The following is a 24,227-nucleotide window of genomic DNA, read 5'->3' on the forward strand; positions in this document are numbered from 1 at the left end:
TTGCTCTGGTCGCGGCCGGGGAGATTCGTTGCTGTCCGGCATCTGCCGGCAAGCCAGTTACCTCAGAAGAATCAGCTTTTTCGCTTCCACCTGTCCCGCGGCGAGGAACTTGCAGAAATATATCCCGCTTGAAAGCTGTTTCCCCTTGTCGTTTTTTCCATCCCAGTCGACCCTGTGTATTCCTGCCTCGACAGTTTTGGCCGAAAGGAGAGTCCTGACCTTTCGGCCGGAGACGTCATAGATCACGAGGGTGACCTTCGTCTCCCTTTCGAGCGAATACTCGATCGTCGTAGCGGGGTTGAAAGGATTCGGGTAAGACCCTCTCAGGTTCGTTTTGAACGGAGGAGAGGGAGAGTCGTCGTCAACGGTATAGGCGGGGATACCGGCGAGCCTCAGATCGCGGCAGGTGATCCCCTGGTCGTCTGTCGTCACGATCTCCATAAGGTAGAGTCCGCCTGCGAAAGGAGTCGTATCCCAGGTGAGAAAATCGATTATTCCGTTTCCATGGGCGATCCCGGTGTCGACCTGTATCCATCCCGATCTCAACGAAGCGTTGTCGATCGGAGGTGACGATCCGCCATCTTCGGGAGGAGAGACCTTAATATAGCCGCTTACCCAGCCATCCCCTCCGGCTCCGTCGAGGTCGTAACCTTCGAGGGTCGTCTGTCCCTCGTCATTCTCTCCCGTCTCGTAATCGTTGTCTTCGGTGCTTCCGCCTCCCCATGGATCCATGAAATCGAGGGAGGTATCGGTATTGCCCGTCGCCGGCGGCGGATTGACAGCTTCGTAATAGGTAGTCGTCACCGAACCGAGAGTGACGACATGCCCGATCGTATCTCCAGCCGCTGTCGTATCCTGGACGAGCATGAGAATGTCCTCTCCGTCCGATTCGAATTCGCGGATCATCTCTCCCAGGCCGGTCGCGTCGGAGACTTCGCCGTGTTCGACAGACCATCCCGACTGTCCGTGGCCTTCGAGATACGATTCGATCCCCGAGACCATCCCGTCCGGAGTCGTGCCGTTCTCATCGGTGCCCATCGCGTCCTGGAGTTCGCGGGCCATTTCCTCGCCGCTCTGCTCAGGTTTTGCTTCGTCGCCGTTTGGATTATCCAGCTCGCCATGGCCATTGTCGGCGAAATACTTAAGACACGAAGCTGCCGCGGTCGGCGCGCAGGAGGTCGAATCATAATCGGTTCCGAGTCCGAGCTGGTCGATCTCCGTCAGGTCCCTGTGATATTCGAAGGAGATCGGGTAGATCAACAGTTCGGCGGTGCCGGGAGAGAAGAATTCGTCATCTATTTTGTAGGTGATATCGAAGAATGAGTCGATCGCGAAATTACCGACCGAGTCCTCGTCGAAATTCTCGAATTCAGGGATCGGCGGAGTAGGATCGACAAAGACGATGACGGTGTCCCTGAGATATCCGTAGGGAGGAACGAACAGGCGCGATTCGAACTCGACTACCTGTCCCTCGAACGGCTCCGATCCCGGATCGAAATATCCGCAGAAACCGTCGCCTGGGCCGAGAGGATATATCGTCTTGTATCCGGGCCCCCATCCCTCCGGATCGATCCAGAAATCGGTGAACGGCCCTGTATCGCCTTCATGACGGTACGCGAAGACAGCTTCAAGGATCTCGCAGTTTTTGCAGCCTGACACTGACGTTGAGAGCTTTATCATTCCTTCCATCGGGCCGTCATGCTCGGCGACAGCGACGTCGGACATATAGGCGGTCGGAACGTGCAGGTGCGCGCGGGGCGCATAGTACGGGCGTATCTCTTCTGTTATGTAATGAAATTCTCCAACCTGGATCCCGTCTTTTCTGAAGACCGGCACCGGCGGCATCATCGGATCCGATTCATAATTCTCGAAGTAGGGAGGCCACTGATCGATGATCGATGAGATGTGGATAGGCGCGTATGTCACCAGCGTATCGCCAGGCATCCCGTCGAGCTCGATCTGAAAGAAGACATCGAAGAAACTTTCGGCGGGAAAATCGATCCCGGGAGTGAGCGGCTTGACCTTGCCCGGCGATGGGAGCCCGTCATTCAGCCCCACCTTTATGCCGGGACCTTTGAGGTCGAGGGCGATGATCTCTGTCTCGATAATAAGAAATTCCGGATCGAGCGGATCGGGAAACGGATCGGAGAATAGAATATCGCAATCTCCGAAGACGTGCACCGTATCGGGCGGCCCAAAATCCCAGATATGAAGGACGATCCTCGCTTCCTGGCCGACCTTGACTTCAGTCGGGCCCGCGGAAGCGCTGACCGCTATCCCGGCGCAGAGAGCGGCGGCAATGATCAGCGCCGCCATGAGCCGGAGAGGGCGTTGGCAGTATTTCACAGGGGACCTCCTTTGGCGATGGCCGAATGTCGCAGGTGGCAAGACCAGGAAATCGCTGTCAGCATATTTTCTTTTGTGTGAAGTTTCTATTCCCGGACCCGCTTCGAACCGGTAAATTTTAACGGAATAGATGTTATCATATATCTGCTTCTTTTTCAAGAAAATTGGGTTTGGGCTTTACAACCGCCTGTCCGGATATTATTTTTAAGCCGTAAGGGAGAGAAAAATATTCACCTCGACAAAATACCCCACCATAAATTCGATGAATTCTTCTGTTCGATGTGCTATAATACCGGCACAGCCAACTGACAAAAGGAGGATCATGATGCGCGTACATACTCGTATTCTCGCCGGATTATTCCTTCTCGCGGCGATTCTTGCCTTTCACACTCCGATCGATGGGAGGGAATCGCCTGTTCTGAAGCCTGATAAAGGCGGCGGTGGCGCGATAGACAGGGTATTCGTCCTCGACGGAACCGGTATCCATAACGCGGGAAACCTTCAGGTACACACTGGAAACTGGGGGATCTTCGGTTCATATCCGGGTTCTTCATTTCCGACAAGCGAATTCCCATCGGCCCAGTGGCCGGCAAACAGCGGGGTCGAATATCTCTATATAGGAGGGTTGTGGGTCGGCGCCAGGGTAAACGGCATGCCGGCCGTTTCCACATCAGCTTACGAGATGGAATTCAGGCCGACGGCAGATCCGATAGACAGGATCTACAGCAGCTTTGAAAACGCGCCGGGCGGTAGCAGGCTTCCATCACCCGGGGCTGATGATGATATGGATGGAATGATCGACGAGGACTGGCTGGACGGCCATGATAACGACCTTGACGGGATGATCGACGAGGACTACGCCGCCATATCGAGACAGATGTTCAGCAGCTGGTGCACCGATGACCAGCCGGAAGCAACGGCAAATTACCCAGAACATACTCCACTGCATGTCATGCTTCGGCAGGAAAGCTATCAGTGGGAGGATGAGGAATTTTACGATTTCGTAGGATTCAAATATACGATAACCAATATCGGGAATGTTCCCCTTGAGGATCTTTATCTCGGATTACTTATAGACGGCGATGCCGGTCCCCGGAGCTGGAGCAATTTCTGGGCTGATGACGCCAGCGGCAGATGGACGGGTACGCTTTGCTCCGAAATAGGTCCGGCCTTTGTCGACCTGGCGTATATATATGACGTCGATGGCGACGGGGGGCTGACCACGGGTTATCTTGGCGCGATGATCCTGGGACATACCACCGACCCTCTCGGGATCAAGGCCCCGGCGAAAGCCGGAATGACCTCGTTTCATATCTTCAGCGGAGATCAGCCGTTTGAAAACGGTGGAGATCCGACCAACGATTTTGAGCGTTACGAGCTGATGTCGAAAAACAGTTATGACCCTGACGTCTCAATCCCATCGGACTACCGGATGCTTCTCAGTACGGGTGGATTCGGGATTCTGCTTCCAGGGGAATCACTGGTACTTTACGTGGCTCTCGTGGCGGGAGAAGGTCTTGACGGCATGCTGGATAACGCGGCAAAGGCTCAGGCCCTCTTCAACGGACAATGGATCGATCTTGATCGCGATCCGGTAACCGGGTCTGACAGACGGGAGACTCCCGTGCGTGGCCCGGCGACAGGGGTTGTCATAGATCCCTGCCGGGCTGGACTTAGCGAACCGGTGAACGTGCCGTACGGCCAGATCCTCTGGATAAACGCTGATTGCGAACAGGAGGAAGGATTCAAGTCGTTCTGCGCATATAGCGAAGCTGACAGCCTCATCTTCCGCACAGGCGTGGCCGGCAGGGAGACTCAGATCCACTGGCTCTTATCGATGCCGCAGCCGACGCTGAACCTTCTCGACATCCGTCCCTGTTCATGTCCCAATCCGTTTAACGTGAAGCTCTTCGGGGAATCTAAGGGCAGGGGCAAGAGAAAGGGAGGGATGCTTCCCGTGGCGATCCTCGGAAGCGAAGAGTTCGACGTACACCTGATCGATCCAGCCTCGCTGAAACTTGAAGGGGTCAGCCCCGTGTACAGGAAGAAGTGCAGTTTCGAGGATGTCTCACGGCCGGTCATTGGATGGATGCCATGCGAGTGCACGACGGAAGGGGCCGATGGATATCTTGATATGATCCTTCATTTCAGGGATCTTGAGATCGCCGATGCCATTGCCGTCGATGGTATCCCGAATGCCGGCGAAGAGAAGGTGCTTACGCTGACAGGCATGCTTTTCGACGGGACTCCTTTCGAGGCGTCTGATTGCGTCAAGTTCGTCGGACGACGCCTGAAACCCGGCGGGTTGATCGACGAAATCATCCTCAGGCCGGCCCTGCCGAACCCGTTCAACCCGGTGACCAGGATCTCGTTCTACCTTCCCGAAAAACAGAATATCCGCCTTGAGATCTTCGACGTCTCCGGACGCCTGGTGATGACACTGGCCGATGGGCCATATCCGCGGGGAGAATCGGCGATCGAATGGAAAGCCTCGGGATTGAGCAGCGGGATATATTTTTACAGGCTGAAGGCCGGTGATTATGTCGAGACGAAAAAAGTAGTGCTTATGAGATAATCAGATTCACCTGTTGATTGCGGTACTGTAAGGCGTGATCAACTCTAAACGGAACGGTTCCCGTTCTCAAAAAACGGGGACCGTTCTGTTATCATCTCCGCGTTATCACAAAATCGGGATCGATATCATCTCAAAAGGAGCATCTTTCTTACGACGGAGTCGCTGCCCTCTTCAAGCCGGTAGAAATATATGCCGCTGGAGACTTTTTCCCCATCCCCGTTCGTTCCGTTCCAGTCGACCTGGTAAAGGATCCCCGGCTGGTGGACCCTGTCGACCAGGGTGCTTATCAGCCGGCCGGAGGGGGAGAATATCCGCAGAGTGGCTCTGCCCTCCCTGGCGAGGCTGTATCTTATCGTCGTCGCGGGGTTGAAGGGGTTGGGATAGTTCTGGTAAAGATCGAGAGCGGCGGGGATCTCCCCGTTCGATCCCGTGACTATATCGACGCTTCCGTTGACGGGAAGTGCGCATGGCTCTCCTTCGTTGAACAGTATATTGCTTATGTCAAGCGATGAAGAAGTCCCTTCGCTTCCCGGTATCCCGACGAGATTTAATATGAAAAAGGGCAACGTACCCTCGAGAGGAACGCTTCCCGCCGCTACAACGATAACTTCCCCCGGAGTCGAGGTATTGATGACGGGGGCGCCCCATCCTTCAGACATCGTTCCAATGCTGGTGACGCTTTCCACTTCGACTCGCATCGGGTTGAAACTGAGGATCATCTCGTACCCGAATATCCCCATCCCCGTGACGTCACGGTCGGGCGATACGGGTATCGCCGTAGGGAAAACGGTATGAACGGTAAAATCCTCCACGACGACATAAAGACCGCAGACAGTTATTACCCCGGTCGTATCTGTCGCTCCTATATCGTCAGTCACGAAGACGCGGGTAGTTCCGGCCGACAGGCCGGTAAAGGTTCCGGAAGGGTCGATCTCAGCGACGGCAGGATCGATCACGCCCCAGTCGAGAGGGGGGGTGACTGTTCCTGTGGTATAGAACTCGAGTATATCCCCGGCGACTATATTTCCCCCGTCGGGATATACCGTTATAACGGGAAGTGTGGTGATATAGACGGAGCCGTTTTCATGGACGGGAGGATATATCTCGTTGAACATCCCGTTCGACAGGGTCAGCGGCGTACTTCCCGAATACGAGACGTACGCCGCCGTGAATTCTATGTATATAAGCACTCCGGGGCCCGCAAGGCTCGTGACGCCGGCCATCGACAGGGTGATCTTTCCATCGGTGAGGTTATATTCAGGAGCGGCCCAACCTGCTGCCTCGACGAGAGTGCCGGAGAGTTCGATCCCCTTCGCCGTGAGGCGCTCGTCGTCATAGCTTATCGATAACTCCGCCGACTTGATATCATAGTCTGAAGGGTCGGTAATATAGACAGGCACAAGTATCGTCTCGCCGGCAAGCGCCGCTTCGACACCGGCGCTCAGTTTGACCGCCCTTATGAGTATAGGACTTGTCGTAGTGTCCGATATCCCCGCGTCATCTTCGGAGTAGGCGTACACCTCTCCCGGAGATATTCCCTTAAGGTAGTTCGTTCCGGCAAAATCGCCGATCAGTCCGTCTGTCGTACCGTACGTATAGGGGGGAGTGCCTCCCGTAGTGGAGAACGGTATGCTGTCTCCCACCGCGACTTCTCCGGAGTTGGGTGAGATGCTCGTTGAAGGGAGGGCGTTGACGGTAAGAAAACCGTTCGAGAGGGTCGCCGGGGGTGAGCCCTCGTTAAAGACGAATCTGTCCAGGTAGAGATTCGTATTACTTGTTCCCGGTCCGAGAAGGAATCTTATGACAACCAGAGTGCCTTCTCCGGCGAGAGGAAGTGTCCCGGCGGCGGCAATATCGATCCCCCCCGGCTGTATATTGATCGTCGGGCTGCCCCACGACTCTGTCAGTGTCCCCGTGACGACGACTTCAGTGGCCGACGCGCTCGATGCGTACCATGTGACAGTCGATTCGTATGAATAGACTCCTTCGCCGGTAATATCTTCAGTCGTTATCGCTATCGTCACGATATCTCCGACGCTCCCTGTTGCTTCGGTGACATCAACCGCGATCGCCGATACCGAAGCGGGCCAGATCCCGAGGAGCAGCCCCGCGCAGATGGCCACCCGGATAATGGCAGTCATCGGCGGCAGGGCTATCTTCCAGTGCTCCCGGGGCAGCGAGCCGCTCGCCTTTTTCATCTTCTTTCTTTTCAGATCCGTAGCCAGCATGACGTTCTCCTTTCCAGCTGGTTCGATCGTGGAGCCAGCCATCCAGCTACCTCATAAGTATCATTTTTTTCGAATCCCTGAAGCGGCCAGCCTCGATGGAGTAGAAATAGACTCCGCTGACCACTCTCTTTCCGTTATTATCAAGACCATCCCACGTGACGTTTATAATCCCGGGCGCCTGTTCCTCATCGACCAGCGTCCTGACAAGCCGTCCCGATACGTCGTATACCTTCAGGACGACGCGAGTCAGCGCGCCGCTTCCCGCGGGGATCGAATACCTGATCGATGTACTCGGATTGAACGGGTTGGGGAAGTTCTGGTCGAGGCCGTATACCGATGGAAGCGAGCCGTGGTCGTTGTTCCCTGTCACTGAACCTGCCGTGTCGGTGTAATCGTCCTCGTTCAGCCTTGCAAGGGCGAAATAAACAGGCACTCCCTCTCCGGCGATCAATCGGTCACCGGCGCGAAGGGTTATCTCTACCGCCGCCTCCACTGGAAGAATGGCGGCTGAGGCGACCGCGATCCTTACTCTTCCCTTTTCTCCGGCATTCCACGCCAGGATGGCGCGGTCAGCCTGATCGGTAAGGCGCACCTCGCTGACGCTGACCTGCTCCGGATCGAAACAGAGGATATACTCATGACCGAGCAGTTCTCCGCTCCCTGAGACATTGATCGGAAACGTCGCCGTTCCTCCCGGGTCTATCGTGAACGAGGGCAGGCTGACTTCGAAATCTCCCCTCTCAAGGCCGGGGAATTCCTGCTCCGGCCCGGAAGCGAGAAGCTCAGGACGGGGAGCCGTTTCTATGGAATTGAAGGCGCAGGGGAAGTACGATATCAACCCGGCGACATACCTGAGGATATATGAAGCGTCGAGGGCGCTGAGGCCCGCTTCGCAGGTGACGTCGCCGATCACCTCCTGCAACGGATCGAGGGTTATCAGGAGAGCCACATGCTGCAGGACGAGGGATGCGTCGAACGCCCGGATCTCGCCGTTGAGGCTGACGTCGCCAAGAAGGTAGTTCCCCGCTCCGTCGCTGCGCCATCCGGAATAGTCGACCATATCGGTGACGTTGTCACCGAGACCGCCGGGATTATAGAAGCCGCCCGAGCCGGTATCGTCCGACGGGTCGTAAGGCCCCGTATCATCGCCCCACCAGCAGTCCTGCGCCCGGACGGTAAAACTCATCCCGGTGTTTTTGATGCCGAAATAGGTGTTGTCAAAGATATCTGAGTTCTCGACTCTTCCCTTTACCGGGTCTCCGGAGGCGCCGTTGTAGTTGATGCCGACACCGTTTTTCGAAAAGATGCAGTGATCGATCTGCGGGTTCGCGTTCGTCACGTTCAGCGCTCCGTAAGTAGTGCTGTTTGCCGCGTACCGGAAGACGCAATAATCAAAACGGACGCTGTCGTCGATAGCTTCGTTATCTATCTGGATATGATCCCACCGGCTGCCGGAGCCGTCTGTCAATGTGCTGTCGTTATTGGTATCTCCACCGTAAAAATCGTCGAGCGTCGAGGTAAAGACGATCAGGCTTTCCGGGTCGGCTTTTCCCTCGGCGACGAGGCCGCGCTGCACCGTTATCTTCGTGCTGGCGAGAGGTTTTATAACGACACCCGGTTCTATTCTGAGGATCGAGCTCAACCCGGCCGTCAGGTTCGACGTCAGTACGTACGGGATATTCTCCGTCTGGGCGACATTCCTTCTCTTCCAGAGAGCGTCCTGCGCCAGCGTCTCCCCGATGATCCCGAGCGCGCTGAAGCCGTTCGTGTCGTTGAAGTGATTTCCTGAAAAAGCCGGATCACTCATGAGGGACATGACGATCGGAGTCCTCTGGTTGTAATCGAAGAGGCAGGAGTCGACCGAGGGAGAACTGTCGCCGCTGATCCTGATGCCGTAATATTCGTTTTTATAGAAGTTGCAGTTCAATATCGACGGAGAGGCGGTAATGATATTTATCGCTCCCAGGTGCCCGCCGCCCCCGTAGTAGAAGTCGCAGTATTCGATCCTGTTCAGATGGTCAGTACTGACGTCATCGAACTCGATATTGTACCAGTCGGAATTATCGGGCCAGGTAAGCGATCCGTCGTTGTTCGTATCGAGCGGGTTTCCATGCTCATCGTCGAGGATCGAGGTGAAGACGATCGGCTCGCTCTCGGTTCCTATTGCCTCGAGTCCTCCCTGGACATTTATTCCCTGCGGGTAGACCGTATAGGGGTAGCGCGCTCCCATCTTGATGACGACCCCAGGTTCGATGGTGAGTTTCGCCCCGAGGTTTATATTCAGCTCTCCGGTGACAAGTATCCGGGTGATATTGGTAAATCCCGCGATATCCCATTTATGCACCGTAAGGTCCTGGGCGATATCCTCTCCGATAAGACCGAGGGCGTCATACGAGTTGTTATCGAACATATTTCCCGAGAAGACCGGATTTGCCAGGACAGATTTAAGAAGCGGCAACCTGCTGGTAAGCCTGAACAGGTTGTTCGAGATCACCGGGTTCGAAGCGTTCTGTATCCTGATCCCCCATCTGTTAATCTCGAATTCATTGTTCTGGATCGTCGGCGACGCGGACTGGCAGTCTATGACGGGGCTGTACCCTCCGAACCTGAAGAGGCAGTATTCGACGATCGCTTCAGAGGGGATGGTCGTGCTGTTGAACCTTATTCCCGACCAGTCATCCGAATCGGGGGATGTGGCTGACCCGTCGACGTTGGAGTCTCCTCCGTATGAATCGTCCATGATCGAGGTATATACGATCTGGCTGTCCGGATCGGCTTTGCCCTGCAGCCTGAGTCCGCCGTTGACATCGATTGACAGAACAGTGCTGATGTTCTTGACGACGATCCCCGGCTGCACGGTCAGGATCGTCCCCGATCCGACTGTAAGGGTGCCGAGGTGGATATAGGGGAAATATTCAGAGAACTGCGGCGGCCCGCCGACCTCGATCCTCTCGAGGGTCGCGTTCTGTGAGATGGTCTCGGAAAGTATGCCTACCGCGTGATACTTGTTCTGCGTGAAGGTATTGTCGACATAATCCGGGTCGGCAAGGACCGATGTGGCGAGCGGTATGTAGTCGTGGTTGAAAAAATCGTTCGCTTCGATCAGCGGAGCGGAGTTGCCATCGGTGCGGATCCCCGTCCTGTTGCTGTTGAAATAACAGTTCGTTATCGGCGGTGAAGCGCTGTTGCACCAGAGAGCTCCCTTGTAATTGTCGCTTCCATCATATCCGCCGTAAGCGATGACGCAGTGATCGAGTTTCGAGTACGCGTCGTCCGAAGTCATCGTATACCTGATATTGCGCCAGTCTCCGTGATCCGGAGTCGTAGCGGTCCCGTTCCCCTCGGTATCGGCGGGGGTTCCATGATCGTCGTCATACTGCGAAGTGAATACGATCATACTGTCGGCAGTGCCGTCGGCCTTCAGGCCTCCCTCTATCGTGATCCAGGGCCTCGTGCTTCTGAATTTAAGGACCACCCCGGGTTCTATCCTCAGTCTCGCCCCTATCGACATCGTGAGGTTGTTCTCGAGCCAGTAAGTTATATTCTCGTATCCCGCGACGGTGCGGACTTTAAGAAGGGAGTTTACTCCTACCACCTCTCCGGTGATCCCCACGGCGGTGATTGTATTGTTCGTGAATGTATTTCCGGCGAATACCGGGTCGGCCGATACCGACATCAGGACTGGCGTGAGAGAGCAGTTGTTGATATTGTTGCTCAGCACGTAAGATTGGCACGTGCCTCCAAGCTCTACTCCGAAATAAGTGTCGGATATCTCGTTGCTTATTATGAACGGATCGGCGTTGTACGCTCTCACGATCCCCTCTGTGTTGTTGCCGCCGAACTTTATCACGGAGTATGTCACGTACCCCATGCTGCCCTGCTGAAAATCGATCCTTCCCCAGTCTCCCTGCGACGGCGCGGTTATCGACCCGTCGTTGTTCGTGTCGTTGGGAGTCCCGTAATTATCGTCCTTGAAAGAGGTGAAGACGATGTGGCTGTCCGGATCGGCCGTCCCGTTCATCGTCAATGTCCCCTGGACTATGATATCGGTGCCCGTTTTCGGTTTGACGACGATTCCGGGTTGGATCGAAAGGTTGCCTCCCGGTGCGACTGTGACATCGTCAAGCAGGATATAGACGAGGTTGTCGATGGGGATTGAGCCGAGAGTCGCCCCGCGCATCGAGATGCGGTTCGACCCTGTAAGCGTTCCGCCGAGGATCCCGAGAGCGTCGAATCCGTTATCGGAGACCGATTCGAAAGCAAGGTTGTCGAATACCGGGTTGGCCGTTATCTCTATCGCCACCGGGCAATCGGTCATCGCGTTGATCGCCGTATTCCTCAGGACGGGAGCCGATACGCCTGTGCATTTGACTCCGTAATAGGCGGCGAAGATATCGCAGTCCTCGATAGTGGGGCTGGCGTTTTCGCAGGTTATATTACCGCTCGATCCGTACCCGCCGAAATGTATCTGGCAGTACTGCAGGATCGAACTGTCGTCGGCATTGTCAGTAAAGCGTATATACTGCCAGTCGTGATTGTCGGGTACGGTAGAGTTGCCGTCCCCGTTCGTATCGTCTCCCGGCGGAGGGACGTTATCATCCTTGATAGAGGTGAAATAGATAAGCGAATCAGGCTCGTTCTTGCCGATCGCGACGAGTCTTCCATCGCTTATCGTAAGGGAACGGCTCGAGTCGAATTTCAAAACGACTCCTGGATTTATCGTCAGGACAGCTCCACCGGTGACGGTGACCGATCCTGTGACGCGGTAGATCCTGCCGCCGAAGGTGGTCAGAGTCAAGTCGGAGCTTATCGTGCCCGAAAGCGTTTTCTGGGCCAGCGCTCCGACGGGAAGGACGATAAACACGAAAATAATCCCGAAAAGAAAGATCGATTTACAGCGATTCATCTTGTGCCCCCCGTTATGAGTGACTGTAAAAAATGATTTATTGGCGCGTAACGGATGCCTGTCTTGAAGGCCTCCGTATACCTGTTAGACTGGATCGATCTGATTTCGACACACATCGATCAAAAAAATCTGTCAATTGATACCCCTTGCTGCTAGAATCACGATCACCCCCCGCCAGGGCCGTCGGACAGGAGAAACCTGTTTATGTCAGCCCGGGTGATTAAAGGGGCGGATCGGGAATGTATTGATAAGGAGGGATCATCCATGAGAAGAATGACCGCGTCGATTCTCGTTGTTTCGCTGGTTTTTGGCCTGTTTGGCGCCACGGGATGCAATTGGACGAGCAGCCAGAAGGGGACGGCGATAGGGACAGCTGCCGGAGCGGCAATAGGGGCGGCGATAGGAAAGAAAGCCGGTAATACGGCGATGGGGACGATACTCGGAGCAGCCATAGGCGGAGCAGCCGGGATGTATATCGGAAATTATATGGACAAGCAGGCGGCGGAGATAGAGAAGGATATAGAGGGAGCGAAGGTGGAGAGAGTGGGAGAGGGGATCAAGATCACATTCGATTCAGGGATCCTCTTCGATGTCGACAAGGCGGCGCTTCAACCGGTGGCAAGGACAGAGCTTGAAAAACTCGCCCTGATCCTGAATAAATACAGCGACACGAATATTCTCATCGAAGGCCATACCGATGCCACCGGATCGGAAGAACACAACATGGAGCTTTCGCGCAAGAGGGCCGAGGCTGTAGCGGCCCAGCTCGCCGCCGTTCAGGTCGATCCGCTGAGATTCACATTGATAGGGTACGGAGAGATCCAGCCGGTAGCGACGAACGAGACCGAAGCGGGCCGCAGGGCCAACAGGAGAGTAGAGCTGGCGATCATGGCAAACGATAAACTTAAAAAAGTCGCCGAGGACAAGACCACGGGTTGATCCGGAACTGAAGCCGGGCCTGTATGATAAGTAGAGACGGGGCGAAGCCTGGCGGCTTGGGCCCCGTTTTTTGTAGATCCGAAAAGAAGCCGGGAGATTCTGCCGATGAAAAAAATAATTCTGATGATCGTCATGTTGCTTGCCGTCGAGATCAGCGCCGGAGAAACCGTCATCGAGGTCGATTTTCTCGCCGAAGTCGGGCAGGAGGTCAACGGCGCGGGGCCTGTCCTTCTTCGGATCGATCACCACCGGCACAGGTTGATCTCGGTCAACACGCTAAGTTCATCGGTGACAGTGATCGATCTCTCATCGGGCAGGATGACCAATATTCCGATAGAGGGCCGCGCCTGCCAGCATCTGAAATCGGAGTCGATGACGATCAGCGCTCAATCGGGAAATCTCTATCTCATCGGCATCGACTGTTTTCATATCGTCGATATCGAGATGAGGTCTTCGAGGATGATCAGGACTCCGGCTCAGTATGAATCTATCGCCGTCGATGAATGGACGGGAAATGTCTTTCTTGCCGGCAGGGAAAGCAAGGATATCGGGTTCTGCGGCGCCTCTGGAAAAGAGATAAAGATGCTCCCCTGGCTTGAAAAGAGCGAACCTCTCGTAAATCTCAACGCCACTCCACCTCCTCCGGTGAGAAAGGTCATCGCCGACGGGCCGGCAGGAGAGATAATCGCCGTGGACGGGATCGATCCGGCTGTCTTCCGGTTCGACGGAAGGACTGGAGCGAAGATCGGTTCGAGGCCGCTTTCCCTCTCCGGCGGAGGCAGGTGGCATCTGGGTGGGTACGATGAGGATACGAGGTCTCTGTACATAGTCACTGAGACGGCGAAGAGGGAAGTGATCGAGGCAGCGAGGATAGGCGTAGACGACCGGGCTGACGTGATCATTCCCCTTCCAGGGTTTACCGAGGGGGTCGGTATCGTTTACAACCCGAAGAGGAACGAACTCTATATTCCATACGACAATCATCCTTCGGTCCATGTCGTGTCGTTCGGCGCAGAGGTGCCGCTGGCGGAGATCATGATCCCCGCCTATGGGAACGACGCGGCGGTGATCGATCTTGAAAACGATATCCTGTATGTCGCCAGCTGGGCGTTCAGCGAGATAGACGTGATCGACCTGGAGAAGAGAAGGCTCACCGGGAGGATCACCGGGACCGGCCTGATACCGCATATGTTCTCCATGGAATTCGACCCCGTCGAAAACATCATCTATTTTCCAAGGGGAGCCAGCGCGGTGAACGGCACCTTTGGGGCGGCGATCTCCTGGCTCGATCCAGGCGACGGGACGATGGGGAAGATCTATGCCGGATGGGCTCCGGTAGATCTGATCGAGATGCCAGGGCGTGGATCGTTTATCGTTTTCAACAACGAGGATCAAATGGCCGAGGTCTGGCCGGACGGTTCTTTCGAGCTTCAACAACTGCCTTACGATTTCCCTATCGCCGCGGTCCACAGCCCTGAGGGTGATATCTATCTTTCCTACGGACCGCACCAGTCATACTGGCCTACGGTCTATATATGGGACGCTCGAAACGGCATACTGACCATCGACGCAGATGACCTGGGGTATTATGACAGGCGTATCGCCCGCCAGGCGCAGCAGATGGTGACAGGGAGGAATGGAAAGCTCTATTTCACGCAGAATAATTGGGGCCGGGAGGAGCAGTTTCTCGGAGTCCTGGAAGATCAGATAAGGCTCTTCGAACCGGGGAAGCGAATAAGGCTCGGCGAGGAGGTCGAAAGGGAGACGACCCAGAGGGTGCTCAGGTACGATAAGGCCGCGGACAGGCTGTATCTTGTCAAAACGGGAGAGACCGATCAGGAGCTTTCGGTATTGCAGGTGATCGATCCTGAAAACGGAAAGCTCACCGGCAGGGCAGAGGCGGGTCTCGCTTCGACAGACCTTGTATTCGATGAGAATAATATTTACATCGCCAATTTCGATTCGGGAGATATCACCGTCGTAGCGAAGGAGGACCTTTCGGTCTCAACGATCAAGGCGGGGACGACTCCCCTTCGTCTCGCTTTCTGCCGGGGAGTCCCCTACGTCATCGATCATCTCGACAACGACCTTCGAGAAGTGAAAAAGAACGGGAAGATATGGAAGATCCCGGGCAAAGGGTTCGCCGATAATATCTTCGAGTGGAACGGACAGCTGGTCGTCACGACGTACGGTGAAAAAACTCTTTTCGTCAACATCTTCGATCCCGAAAAGGAAAAATTTACCCTTCTTCATAAGTTCAGTTATCCCTATGGCGATACGCGGTTCGACACGGGGAACGTCTCATTCTTCATGAGAGGACAGTTCGGAGACGCGGTCTATTCTCTCACTAAAGGCGTTGTTTCCGTCGACGGATCGCTATGGATAAGCGATTTTCTATCGGGGCGGGTCTTCATTATCAAAGGCGGATGAGCGCCGAGAGGCCGCGCGGCGCCACGGGATCTTTTCCAGAGAGGACGCGAAAAGGCGGCGCCGATATATATTCAGCGCCGCCGTATTCCGGAGCATTACGTCGGGAAAGCTTCTATTTCTTCAGGTCCCAGAAACCGTACCATCCGATATATACTACGAATTTCTGGTCGGACCATTCCGAGTCGAGGAACCTGTTTTCCCAGATATACTCGCATCCGAAGGTCGTCGCCAGCCCGGCCGGGTTGTACGATTCGATCGAGATGCCGACGCCAGGTTCGATCGAATTGTTCCAGTCGATCTTTTCCGTGTCGACAGTGTAGCGAAGGGTCGCGTACGTGTTGAGCGTGGTATTCTCTCCCCACCTCTTCCAGTCGATCCCCTGTTTTATCCAGCCTCTGAGCAGGAGGTTGCTGTCGTATTCCCTGGGCAGATCCCACCTGAGGTCTCCCCACGTGGAACCGCGGTATCCTTCTATCGCCCCGGCCGTCCGGGGGGCGAGGCTGGAAAGTATAAGGGCCAGGGCCACAAAGCTTAAAAATCTTCTCATGATCTATCTCCTTCCAAAGATCCTCGTGTCAGTACGTCCCCATGAAAGCTCGAAAAGAAAATGTTCGAGCTGCCTGTAATCGTCTTTTATAAAATCGTGATAATCCGAGCAAGGATTCATCTTTCCGTAATAATTGTCTTCGCAGACAACAAAATCCACGTCGATCGCCGTCATACTGCCTGAATCATCAGTCCTGAACGCTTCGGTTATATGTATATATTCCGCGTCGGGGTATTTCGATCCGAGGGAATAGATATAGATGTCGCTGTCCCATCCGTTCATTACCACCTTCATCCCGTTGAATCCCTCGCGATCGAAAAAATCGATCATCGGGCGGACGTCGGGATACTGTCTTTCAAGCCACCTGAGGTTGTAGATGCCGTATGTCCAGAAGACTATGATCACGGCGACGGTGAAGAAATGCCTGAGGGCCTTGCTTGTGCTTCTCATCGAAAACATGCTCCCGATCCTGTCGACGCCGAGAGCGGCCGATGGAGCGAGGAAGATGAGCGAATAGATGACATTCTTGTTAACGGACTGTTCGGCCCTCGTGACGAGATGGACAAGTATGATCGGCAGGGAGAGGATAAAAAGTACGATAGCGGTCTTTCCATGTTTTTCATGAAAGAACCCGAAGACAGACAGAAGCCAGGCAAGCGATATCCACCGGAAGGTCCAGTCGGCCATCCTGATAAAAGATACGTGGGACCCTGTCTGTACGTCCCTGATCTGTCCGATCACCTCAGCGCGGGGAGCGAAAGGTGCGAAGAAATAAAAGAGAGCGGCAAGGACAAGCATCGGTATCGCAGCCCATAACAGGGTCCTCGCGAAACCCTTCCTGTACCATACATATATAAGGATCGGCGGGATGAAAACGGGAATAAGGTATTTAGTCACGGCGGCGAGGAAAAGAACGATAGATCCCGACAGAAGGATCAGGCAGCTACTTGTCCCGCGGCCTGATTCCATCGATAATACTACGAGCATGAAGCCGCATCCGAGAAGGAAAGCCGCTGTCATGTCGTACGTGGCCAGTTTCATCAGGTACGCGGTCTGTCCCGAGAAGAGGAAGAGAGAGGCCGCTATAAGGCCTGTCTTTACGTTGAACATCCTCGCGCCTGTGACATATATGCAGAAGACCAGGGCCAGCCCGAGAAGGATGTTCAACCCTCTCGCCCCGCGCAAGCCGCCCATCGAATCGGCGATAGATACTATCACCGGGTGGATCAGTACCGAACCGGTGGCGAAGGGGCATCCCGGGCAGGGATCTCCCGAGAGAAACTGGTGCCCCATATTGATATGGAAAGCCTCATCGACGAATACGGCGGTAAAGTCGATATTGACGACAGTCACTACCAGGCCGTAGAGGAGGATGATCCATATGAGATTCTTCTTGTCTTTCAGCATATCTTCAGATCTTTCATATCCTGATCAGCTTTTCCGCTTTTTCGGCCACGCCGAGAACATCGTCGATATCCCCCGTCGGAGATTCCGAGAGGTCGATGCCGGCGAGGAATAGAGGGTAGTCGTCCGACTCGTTGCTTATGGCCCTTGCGACCTTTCCCTTGAGAGAGATCGTATCTGTCCCAAGCACCGTGACGACGGTGATCTCTTCACCGGCGTCGAAAGCGCGCTGGGATGCCAGGAGATAGCCGCTCGTGGATATATCCTTGATCACCCCGAACGACGATCCTCCGTTTCTCTCGGGGATCAGAACGGGGAGATAAGCCAATGATCTGCCGGCCCGTTTTCTGTATTCACGGGGTCTGCTGAAACTCTTTTCAAGGTACGTCTCGTATCTCGTCGAGTATTCCGCCAGGAACTTTACGACGGCCGACTCATAGAGGTACCTGGAGAGCTCATCCTGTTTTTCGACCGATACATCGGAAAAGATAAAGCCGCTGCGGCAGAGTTCTCTTTCACCGGCGGTCACTTTCTCATTGTGAACAGACCTGCCATTTACCTTTATCATCTTTCCCGGGAGGATGATCTCCAGTTTGAGGGCGCTTCCCTCCGGTATCTGACCGACCGAAAGGAGCGAAAGACCTTCCTTCGTGAGGTTGTTGGCAACGGCTAGCCTGAGGTTATCACTGTTTTCCAGCCTGTACAGCACGGGGACCGAATCGGGGATCCTGAAATCGCTGCGCCGCTGGAACAGTTTCTGCCTGGCGTACTGGACGATCGCTATTCCGAGGCCGGTGTTATAAAGAGCCCAGAGGGAGTTGACGGCGATTATGAATTCATCGCTCCTGAGCTGAAATACGAGCTGTACCAGGGCCCAGACGATGGCGATTATGCTGACCACGATGACGGTGACCTGCGGCGCCATCAGCCGGTATGGAGCAAGCGACTTGACTCCTTTCGGCGTGACCTTGAACTGCCGCGAACGTTTCGGAAGGAAGAAGACGCCGAGGGTCTTCATATAAGTGACGAACTTGCCCATGCTGAATTCCTCAAGCATCAGCACTCCGCCGAATCCGCGCCCCATCTCGTTGAACGCGAATAGAGATATTGCGTAGTACGGGACGAAATGAAGGAGATAGTTGATATCCATCGCTCTCATCGGCAGGATCCCGGTGAAGAGAGTTATCGGGGGGATCACGTAGAAGACAAGTTTCTGAAATCCTTCGAAGGGATATATCAGGCTTGCCAGGTAGCAGAGCCGCTGGGAGAAGCTGAGTCCTCTGATAAAGAGCGGGTTCTTTTTGAAAAATACCTGCCATCCTCCGAGTCCCCAGCGGACCCTCTGAATATGGAACGGAAGGATCGTCTCGGCGGCGATGCCGTAGGCGAGGTGTTCGTTATGGTATACAGAAGACCAACCCTTCGCGTGAAGCTTGATCGACGTCAGCATATCCTCGGTGACCGACTTGCGGCCGAAACCTCCGATATCATCAAGCGCTTTTCTTCTCATCAGGGCGCAGCTGCCGACGAAATAGGCGGCGTTCCACCGGTCCCTTCCCGGCTGGATGATGGAATAGAAGAGATTCTGCTCGGCCCAGATATATTTCTTACCCGCGTCGACCCGGTGCTGGAAAGAATCGATATTGTAGAATTCCTGCGGCGCCTGCGCGAAGGCGAGTCTTTCATCCTCGAAGTAACCTATCAGCGCGTCGATGAAGTGCGGCAGAGGAACATGATCGGCGTCGAAGACAGCGATAAACTCCGCTTGCGAATGTTTCAGCCCGTAATTTAGGTTCCCCGCCTTGGCGTCTTCGTGTTCAGGTCTGGCGAGGTAGGTGATATCTAGTTCCGCACAGAGCGTTTTTAATTCGGCGCGGCCGCCGTCATCGAGGACGACAGTCCTGTGAGGATATTTTATGTCGTTACAGGCAAGAAGCGTCTTTCTCAGGACACTCATCTCTTCATTCAGTGTCGGGATGAAAACATCGACAGTTTTTCCTGCCAGGGGTTCTTTCGAACTCCTGCTGACAGGTTTCCACACCGTGAAATAGAACAAAAAGGTCACAAGCGCGGCGAATATTTCTGCCCCGTAGAGCGCCCAGGCGAGGACAAGGGCGTTTGGATTAAGGGTCTCGGTGACCCTCCAGTACAGATAGTAGACAGTTACGATCATTGCTATTACGGCAATGATCCTGCGGAATCTCTCCGCATTGGAATCTTCAAATTTCATCGCTCTCATCCATTTTCTTCTAAGTAAGTGTTTCACGCGTGTTTATCAAAGATGTGAATTAATCAGCATGACAGCAAAATCCATGCACATCGGCGCTTACACCCCGAAATTATCCAAAAAATCGGTGATGGAGTCCAGCGCATCACCGCTTTCCAGTCAATTTAATTTTACACAAAGCCGATTTTTTGCTAAAGCCCGGCTATATTTGTTGCCGATAAGAGGTTATCGTAAATGAAAGGATTTTATGAAGACTCTGCACTTCAGAAGGATGCTCAGAGAAGTCCTGCGTACGGCGAAAAACCTGCCGACGATCCCGGAGATACTGGCGATAATGCAGAAAGCTCTGCAGGATGAGAACGTCAGCACCGACTCGATCGCCAATCTGATCTCCAATGATCCGAGCATAGCGAGCAATATTCTCAGGCTTGCCAATTCGGCGTATTATTCATCCTCGGGAACGCAGATATCGACCGTCGCTGATGCCGTCATCAGGATAGGTCTTAAAGATATCGGTCGGCTTGTCTCCGTGATGGCGGCCATCCAGAGTTTTAACGTAGCAGGACAGCGAAAGGACCATAATTTATTCTGGAAGCACTCGATCTGCGTCGCCAACGCTTCCAAATACCTCTCGACGCGCCTTCCCCACGTTTTCGGCGTAAAAGAGGACGAAGCCTATCTGACAGGCCTGCTTCACGATATCGGGATGCTTGTCATCGATCAGTTTTTCCCCGAGATATCGAAGGAGATCTGGAATGAGGCCTCCTCCGGGCAGGTCCTTCTGGAAGAGATAGAAATGGCGAAACTTAAAATGGATCATGGCGAGGTGGGGGGCAAGTTCCTTGACAAGTGGAAGCTGCCGGAGAGGATCGTCACCGCCGTTTCGCGCCATCACCAGAGCGGCACTGTCTCCGGACGGGACAGGGGGCTTGTGCTCTGTATATATATTTCCAACCAGGTCTGCAACAGGAACGGTTTTCATGGATGGTCGGGGAAGATCTCTACGGATATACCGGCAGAGATCATGGAGGAGCTCGGGCTCGAGAGCGATACTATCGAAGGGATGATCGCGCATATTCAGAAGGCGGCCGAGCAGAGTGAGGTCGTGATCTCTCTGGCAAACGGCGCTTCTTCCCCAGCGAGAGGATAAAAAAAGCCGGGGTTTGATACCCCCGGCTTTTTTTCAGTACTGAAAGGAAAGGCTACTACTTGAGTTTTTCCGAAAGGATCCGGATCTCCTCTTTCGTCAGCCTGACCTGTCCGCCATCATCGTCGGTGATAACAACGATCTCTTCCTCGACGACGACCCTGGGACAGCACTTTCCCTCACTGCAAAGATAGAATTCTTTCATTTTAAACCTCCATGTTGAAATCCTTGCGAGTAGTATGCAAAAATTGTTTATAGGCGTCAACTATTAATTATGAAAAAGATTATTATGGTCAAGCCCCCTGCCGGCCGGGTGCCGGAGGGGGCTTGACTGTTTCGCGGTCATGCCGGGAGTCCTGACTGGGTCCCGGTCCTGCATTTATTCGATGCCGGACAACTCGGTCGTGACCGTACCGCCGCCAGCCATAGCGGGGAGCTGGGTGACCGATCTTACCATCAGTTTCGAAGCGGAGTTCTCAAAATAATATGTCCCTCCGCCGGGCTCGCCGTCGAGCCTGCGGACCTCTACCTTGAAAGCCTCGAATGAACCGGCTGGAACTGTGACGTTCTCTATGCCGGTGACTTCAAGTGAGAATGGATTGACCGACTGGCTCAGCAGATCGAAGGTCCTGAAGGTGACCTTGTACCCTGTCTTGAGTGGAAGAGCCGATATCGCCATGTTCAAGGCGGCGTCGCTTCCGAAGACGGGAGCATCGAGTTCCATCTTGACAGGCATCTTGCGGCCGCCCATGTTTATGCTGCCGTCGATCGCCGTTTCTGAATAATTCACTGTCACGGCGACCGGGCCCTGTTTCAGGCCGCGATATACGGGCAGAAGCGATTCGGCATCGACCATCATCGTATCTATAGCCGATCCGGCGGCGCTCGATTGCTCCGACACCATCCGCCAGACTTTCCGCTCACCGAACTTTGCCTGCGACAGAACCATGGATTCCTCTATTTCGATGTCCTGTCCCTGCATCTGTGTGACAGCTTTGTAGGCAAGTTTTACCGGTTTGATGATCGAGGGGTCGACCTTGGGAAGAGGAGCTTTTTTCGCTTCCTCAAGCCCGCTTTCAGGCTTGGTAAGCTCGACAGTCTCCACAGGCACCCACATTCCATCGAGGCTTTCCTGGATGTCATCGGGGACATCTGGCTGGTAGCGTCCGCCTATATGTCTGGCGAAGAACTTTTCCTGCGCCACCCTGAACGCGGTTCTGTTTTCCCTGCCGAGGAAACCGTGGCCCTCATCGTCAGCCATGAGATACTCGACATCCCTGCCGAGGTCGCGCATCGCGATGACGATCTGTTCCGCTTCGGGCTTCTTGCAGCGAGGATCGTTTCCGCCCTGGACTACGAGCAGGGGAGCCTTGATCTTGTCGGCGGAGAAGAGAGGCGACTGCCTCTTTAGGCGTTCTATATCCTCGGGGTTCTCGGGATTTCCCACATGTTCGTCGAAGAACTTCCTCGCCGTCTCCCAGTACGCCGGGATGGAGCTCAGAAGGGTCAGGATATTCGAGACGCCGACATAATCCACACCGCAGCAATAGATATCGGGAGTGAACGCGAGGCCGGCGAGGGTGGCGTAACCGCCGTACGATCCTCCGTAGATCGCCACCTTTGAAGGATCGGCTATTCCCTCGTCGATAAGATACTGCACCCCGTCGGTGATGTCGTGCTGCATCTCATCGCCCCATTTTTTCTTGCCGGCGTTGAAGAAGGCCTTGCCGTACCCGGTCGATGAACGGAAGTTCATCTGGAAGACGGCGTATCCCCTGTTGGCGAGGAACTGGGCTTCGGGGTTATAACCCCAGCTGTCCCTTGCCCACGGACCGCCGTGCGGGTTGACGATTACGGGAAGGTTCTTCGCCTTGACACCCTTGGGAACGGTGAGATATCCGTGAATCGTGAGGCCGTCGCGGGTCTTGTACTTTATCGGCTGCATCTTCGCCAAGTGCTCGCTTGGAAGATCCGGGCGGGGCCTGTAAAGGAATTCGGTCTTTCCCGTTTCCATATCATAGAGATAAGCGACTCCGGGGTTGATATCGCTCGTAACCGCGACGATGAAATAGCGATCGTCCGATGTCGATGAACCGAGGAAGAGGTCCCCGTCACCGATCTCTTTTTTAAGGTCTTTTTTAAGCTGCTTGTAAGCTTTTTCGAACTTTTTATCTTTCCAGTATATGCGGAGCCTGTCTCCTTCATATGTCGTGGCGATCAATTCATCGGTTACGTTAGAGAAGAGGGTCCCGCCGAAATCGACCTCTTTTTCAGGGTCGGTCTCTATAAGCTCCTCCTTGCCGGTTTCCGGGTCAAAGAGGACAAGGCGGCTGAGATCGTTCTCGTCTCCTCTGTTGGTAGCCATGTAGGCGCGTTTCCCGTCCTTGTGGAAACGAATGATCCCCGCGGACTCCTCGTTTGTCGTGACATAGACCGAAGTGAGGTCCTTGCCGTCGACGCGGAAGTATTCGTTTCCTCCATCGTCGGTCTCTTTCGAGGCGAGCCTGAGGTTGCCGTCGAGATCGAATACGAAGCTGTTCAGTCCCTGCGTATTTTCCCAGATCAACTCGCGCTCGCCTGTGGAGATCGTCAGGCGGTAGAGATCATGATACCTTTCGTCGCGGTCGTTGAGGCCGATGTAGATGATATCGGGAGTCTTCCTGGGAAACGCGTAGAGGGCGACCCTGATGCCGTCGATAGGTGTCAGGTCCCTCGCGGGAGGGACGCCGAGAGATTCATCTATCCTGTCTGTCGGGTCGATGACATAGGCGTGGAAATTCTCATCTCCGCCCTTGTCCTGGATATAGAACAGGTATTTGCCGTCCTCGGTCCATCCGTAACGGATGACGGGGCGGGTCGTGTCGGCGCTCATCGGGCGGGCCGCGTCGAACGGCTCGTCGAAATTCTTTACCCAGATATTGAGCTGGCCTTTGTAGGTCTTGAGGAAAGATATGAATCTGCCGTCTGGCGATATCTGTCCCCTGGCGATCTCCGGGTCGCCGAAGAAGACGTCGCGGTCGATTATCGGCGGAAGCTTGTCGAGATAATTGAGCTTCTCCGCCAATAGATTTCCTGAAAGAAGGCTTATCGCCAACATCAGCATAAGGACTTTCCGCATCTAGGTTCCTCCTTTGCGGTATGGATTGAGGTGTAGCTGGCAAAAAAAGATCAACGATTTATCCTGTACCCATTAATAACGTCGTATCTGCCAGATAGTTTCAAGTAAATTACATCGAAAAGCCTGTTTTATTCAACTGATTACTTTTTCGCGGCTGAAGCGCCCCTGTTTCCGGATCGGTGAAGGGATCGGATTTTTCCGGAAGCAACGGCCGGACGATACCTTTTCTTTACTTTTCAGCGGCGGGAGTCTATATTTATGGTGCTTCAACCGATGGGGGCGAATGGATTCGACGGGGATAGAGGAAGCAGGAGAAGCGTGCCGAGGTGCCATCACCCTCGTAAATCAGGTGGAAAAACA

General features: G+C 54.4%; 12 protein-coding genes and 1 other RNA gene. 5 read left to right on the forward strand and 8 right to left on the reverse strand.

Going from position 1 to position 24,227, the window contains the following annotated elements; all coding sequences use genetic code 11:
* Nucleotides 1-57 precede the first annotated feature (57 nt).
* A complete protein-coding gene (locus JW814_07075; protein ID MBN2071205.1) occupies nt 58-2,346 on the reverse strand; it encodes a T9SS type A sorting domain-containing protein in 2,289 nt (762 codons plus the stop codon).
* Between the two features lie 325 nt (nt 2,347-2,671).
* On the opposite strand from JW814_07075, the gene JW814_07080 reads away from it, so the two are divergent.
* The gene (locus JW814_07080) at nt 2,672-4,921 is read left to right on the forward strand and encodes a T9SS type A sorting domain-containing protein (GenBank protein ID MBN2071206.1); all 2,250 of its coding nucleotides are present in this window, start codon (nt 2,672-2,674) and stop codon (nt 4,919-4,921) included.
* Nucleotides 4,922-5,046: 125 nt separating this feature from the next.
* On the opposite strand, the gene JW814_07085 is transcribed toward JW814_07080, so the two are convergent.
* Both JW814_07085 and JW814_07090 read right to left on the reverse strand, forming a co-directional pair.
* Nucleotides 5,047-7,191, reverse strand: coding sequence for a T9SS type A sorting domain-containing protein (locus tag JW814_07085; protein MBN2071207.1), 2,145 nt, complete (start codon nt 7,189-7,191; stop codon nt 5,047-5,049).
* A gap of 4 nt (nt 7,192-7,195) precedes the next feature.
* Complete coding sequence (locus tag JW814_07090; protein MBN2071208.1) at nt 7,196-12,055, reverse strand: T9SS type A sorting domain-containing protein; 4,860 nt, start codon at nt 12,053-12,055, stop codon at nt 7,196-7,198.
* A gap of 264 nt (nt 12,056-12,319) precedes the next feature.
* Here JW814_07090 and JW814_07095 point away from each other — a divergent pair, with 264 nt between their 5' ends.
* Nucleotides 12,320-12,994 carry an OmpA family protein gene (locus tag JW814_07095; GenBank protein MBN2071209.1) on the forward strand — a complete coding sequence of 225 codons (675 nt, stop codon included), beginning with the start codon at nt 12,320-12,322 and terminating at the stop codon, nt 12,992-12,994.
* A 105-nt stretch (nt 12,995-13,099) separates the two neighbouring features.
* Nucleotides 13,100-15,424, forward strand: a complete 2,325-nt coding sequence (locus tag JW814_07100) for a hypothetical protein (GenBank protein ID MBN2071210.1) — start codon at nt 13,100-13,102, stop codon at nt 15,422-15,424.
* A 112-nt stretch (nt 15,425-15,536) separates the two neighbouring features.
* Here JW814_07100 and JW814_07105 read toward each other — a convergent pair whose 3' ends face one another.
* From JW814_07105 to JW814_07115, 3 genes are read right to left on the reverse strand one after another with little or no spacing between them, the layout of a single operon-like run.
* The gene (locus JW814_07105; GenBank protein MBN2071211.1) at nt 15,537-15,971 is read right to left on the reverse strand and encodes a hypothetical protein; all 435 of its coding nucleotides are present in this window, start codon (nt 15,969-15,971) and stop codon (nt 15,537-15,539) included.
* A 3-nt stretch (nt 15,972-15,974) separates the two neighbouring features.
* Nucleotides 15,975-17,378, reverse strand: a complete 1,404-nt coding sequence (locus tag JW814_07110) for a hypothetical protein (GenBank protein MBN2071212.1) — start codon at nt 17,376-17,378, stop codon at nt 15,975-15,977.
* Nucleotides 17,379-17,391: 13 nt separating this feature from the next.
* Nucleotides 17,392-19,614: a glycosyltransferase gene (locus JW814_07115; GenBank protein MBN2071213.1), complete on the reverse strand. Its 2,223-nt coding sequence runs from the start codon at nt 19,612-19,614 to the stop codon at nt 17,392-17,394.
* A 235-nt stretch (nt 19,615-19,849) separates the two neighbouring features.
* Between JW814_07115 and JW814_07120 the strand changes: the two genes are divergently transcribed.
* Entirely contained in the window at nt 19,850-20,752 is a 903-nt protein-coding gene (locus JW814_07120) for an HDOD domain-containing protein (protein MBN2071214.1), read from the forward strand.
* A gap of 55 nt (nt 20,753-20,807) precedes the next feature.
* Here JW814_07120 and JW814_07125 read toward each other — a convergent pair whose 3' ends face one another.
* Nucleotides 20,808-20,954, reverse strand: a complete 147-nt coding sequence (locus tag JW814_07125; protein MBN2071215.1) for a hypothetical protein — start codon at nt 20,952-20,954, stop codon at nt 20,808-20,810.
* Between the two features lie 174 nt (nt 20,955-21,128).
* The gene (locus JW814_07130; GenBank protein MBN2071216.1) at nt 21,129-23,867 is read right to left on the reverse strand and encodes a prolyl oligopeptidase family serine peptidase; all 2,739 of its coding nucleotides are present in this window, start codon (nt 23,865-23,867) and stop codon (nt 21,129-21,131) included.
* A 275-nt stretch (nt 23,868-24,142) separates the two neighbouring features.
* On the opposite strand from JW814_07130, the gene ssrA reads away from it, so the two are divergent.
* Nucleotides 24,143-24,227, forward strand: a transfer-messenger RNA (tmRNA) gene (gene ssrA, locus JW814_07135); the annotation flags it as partial.

This window comes from Candidatus Krumholzibacteriota bacterium (assembly GCA_016932415.1).
Lineage (GTDB): Bacteria > Krumholzibacteriota > Krumholzibacteriia > Krumholzibacteriales > Krumholzibacteriaceae > Krumholzibacterium.

Coding starts and splice junctions, on each gene's coding strand:
- JW814_07090 (MBN2071208.1), bottom strand. CDS start 12,055: ATGAATCGCTGTAAATCGATCTTTCTTTTCGGGATTATTTTCGTGTTT.
- JW814_07080 (MBN2071206.1), top strand. CDS start 2,672: ATGCGCGTACATACTCGTATTCTCGCCGGATTATTCCTTCTCGCGGCG.
- JW814_07110 (MBN2071212.1), bottom strand. CDS start 17,378: ATGCTGAAAGACAAGAAGAATCTCATATGGATCATCCTCCTCTACGGC.
- JW814_07125 (MBN2071215.1), bottom strand. CDS start 20,954: ATGAAAGAATTCTATCTTTGCAGTGAGGGAAAGTGCTGTCCCAGGGTC.
- JW814_07100 (MBN2071210.1), top strand. CDS start 13,100: ATGAAAAAAATAATTCTGATGATCGTCATGTTGCTTGCCGTCGAGATC.
- JW814_07120 (MBN2071214.1), top strand. CDS start 19,850: ATGAAGACTCTGCACTTCAGAAGGATGCTCAGAGAAGTCCTGCGTACG.
- JW814_07085 (MBN2071207.1), bottom strand. CDS start 7,191: ATGGCTGGCTCCACGATCGAACCAGCTGGAAAGGAGAACGTCATGCTG.
- JW814_07115 (MBN2071213.1), bottom strand. CDS start 19,614: ATGAGAGCGATGAAATTTGAAGATTCCAATGCGGAGAGATTCCGCAGG.
- JW814_07095 (MBN2071209.1), top strand. CDS start 12,320: ATGAGAAGAATGACCGCGTCGATTCTCGTTGTTTCGCTGGTTTTTGGC.
- JW814_07105 (MBN2071211.1), bottom strand. CDS start 15,971: ATGAGAAGATTTTTAAGCTTTGTGGCCCTGGCCCTTATACTTTCCAGC.
- JW814_07130 (MBN2071216.1), bottom strand. CDS start 23,867: ATGCGGAAAGTCCTTATGCTGATGTTGGCGATAAGCCTTCTTTCAGGA.